The sequence below is a fragment of the Pseudoxanthobacter sp. genome (assembly GCF_036822375.1).
In the GTDB taxonomy this organism is placed as follows: domain Bacteria; phylum Pseudomonadota; class Alphaproteobacteria; order Rhizobiales; family Segnochrobactraceae; genus Pseudoxanthobacter.
This window is the reverse complement of record NZ_DAISHT010000060.1, coordinates 16,226-18,504: the sequence shown is the minus strand read 5'-3', so window position 1 is coordinate 18,504 and position 2,279 is coordinate 16,226. Positions and strand designations below refer to the sequence as shown.

The following is a 2,279-nucleotide window of genomic DNA, read 5'->3' as shown; positions in this document are numbered from 1 at the left end:
TGCGCGGCTTCAGGCGCGGCAGCATCGCCATCTGCGCCCGGCTCTCGATCTGGAACACGCCGATGGTATCGGCCCGGCAGATCATGTCATAGGTCGCGGCGTCGTCGCCGGGCACGGTGGAAAGGGTGAGCGCCTCGCCCTTGCAGGCGGCCAGCAGTTCGAACGAGCGGCGCAGGCAGCCGAGCATGCCGAGGCCCAGCACATCGACCTTCATGAATTTCAGGATGTCGATGTCGTCCTTGTCCCACTCGATCACCTGCCGGTTCTCCATGGCCGCCGGCTCGATGGGCACGAGATCGTCGAGGCGGTCGCGGGTCAGCACGAAGCCGCCCGGATGCTGCGACAGGTGGCGCGGAAAGCCGACCAGCGTGCGGGCAAGCTCCAGCGCCGCCGACAGCCGGTAGTCGGACAGGTCCAGCCCCAGATCCGCCGCCTGCCCGTCGCTCACCCCGCGGTTGCTCCAGCCCCAGATCTGGCCGGCCAGCAGGGTGACGAGATCTTCCTCCAGCCCCAGTGCCTTGCCGACATCGCGCACTGCCCCGCGGGCGCGATAGCAGGTGACGACGGCGGTGAGCGCGGCATGGTCGCGGCCGTAGGTGCCATAGATCCACTGGATCACCTCCTCGCGGCGCTGATGCTCGAAATCGACATCGATATCCGGCGGCTCGCGGCGCGCCTCGCTGATGAAGCGCTCAAACAGCAGGTTGCCGTCGCGGGGATCGATGGCGGTGATGCCGAGCACGAAGCACACCGCAGAATTGGCCGCAGAGCCCCGCCCCTGACACAGAATGCCGGCCGCCTTCGCAAAGGACACGATGCGGTGGACGGTGAGGAAATAGGGCGCATAGGCCAGTTCGGCGATGAGCTTCAGTTCGTGGCGGAGCTGGCTTTCGACCGCCGGCGGCAGGGGGACGCCATAATGGGCGCGGGCCCCGGCCCAGGTGCGCTGCTCCAGCGCCTCCTGAGCGGGCGTGCCCTCGCCGTCCGTCTCGTCCGGGTACTGGTAAGTGAGATCGTCGAGGCTGAAGCGGAGCCGGGCGGCAATCTCGCGGGTGCGGGCCAGCGCCCCGGCATGGCGGGCAAAAAGGCGGGCCATCTCCGCCGGCGGCTTCAGGTGGCGGTCGGCATGGCGGTTGAGGCGGAAGCCCGCCTCGTCGATGGTGCAGCCCTCGCGGATGCAGGTCAGCACATCCTGCAGCCGGCGGCGGCCGGGTTCGTGGAACAGCACGTCGCCCGTCACCACCGTGGCCACGCCGGCCGCGGCCGCCGCCGCCTCCAGCGTGGCAAGGCGCACCGCATCGCCGGGGCGGCGGTGCAGCGTCAGCGCCAGATAGGCCCGGTCGCCGAACGTCGCCTTCAGGCGCGCCAGACGAAAGCCCGGCGGCGCCTCGTCCTCGCAGAGCAGAACCGCGACGAGACCTTCGCTATGGTCGGCCAGATCGTCCCAGCCCAGCCGGCAGCCGCCCTTGCCGGCCCGCCGCTTGCCCAGCGTCAGAAGCCGGCAGAGCCGGCTCCACGCCGGCCGGTCGCCCGGATAGACCAGCACGCCCGCATCCTCAAGGTCGAGCCGGCAGCCGGGAATGAGGCGCACGCCCGTCTCCCGCGCCGCCAGATGGGCGCGCACGAGGCCGGCAACCGAATTGCGGTCGGTGATGGCAAGAGCCTCGTAGCCGAACGAGGCCGCCGCCGCGAACAGCTCATGAGGGTGCGAGGCCCCGCGCAGGAAGCTGTAGTTCGATGTCGCCTGCAACTCGACGGAGCCGCCGAGGGCGAACGGCGGCAGCGGCGGGGCCGGCGCGCTCATGCGAACAGCCCGTGCAGGAACCAGCGCTGGGAGCCGGTGGCCGCATCCTCGCCGTTGCCGGCCCGGAACACCCAGAAACGGGCCCCGCTCTCGTCCTCAAGCTGGAAATAATCGCGCACCGCCTCGCTTTCCGCCGCCCGCTTCCACCATTCGCCGAAAATGCGTTCCGGCCCGTCGGCCCGCGCGATGCGATGGACGGTGCCGCGCCAGACGAACCGCGCCGGCGGATGATCCGGCAGCACGGCCAGCGTCTCGATGGGTTCGGGCGGGGCGAGCAGGCGCGGCGGGCGAAGCTGCATCCCGCCGCGGCAAACCGGCTTCGGCATGGCCGGAAAGGCGCCGAGCGGGGCGGCGCGGCGCTGGGCGCGCTCCGGCACATCGCTTTCCACCGGGGCCAGACGGTAGAGCCGGCCCGGGCCGAGGCGGTTTTCCAGCCGGTCGATCAGGGCCGCAAGATCGCTGCCGGTCTCCTCGC

General features: G+C 71.0%; 2 protein-coding genes. Both read right to left on the bottom strand.

Annotated features, from left to right (window positions below; translation table 11 throughout):
* Positions 1-1,804: PHP domain-containing protein (locus V7067_RS08100; RefSeq protein WP_334175383.1), on the bottom strand; the 1,804-nt coding region annotated here is incomplete at its 3' end.
* Positions 1,801-2,279 (bottom strand): DUF6504 family protein (locus V7067_RS08095; RefSeq protein ID WP_334175382.1); only part of this gene is annotated, 479 nt, incomplete at its 5' end. The genes V7067_RS08100 and V7067_RS08095, both read right to left, overlap by 4 nt.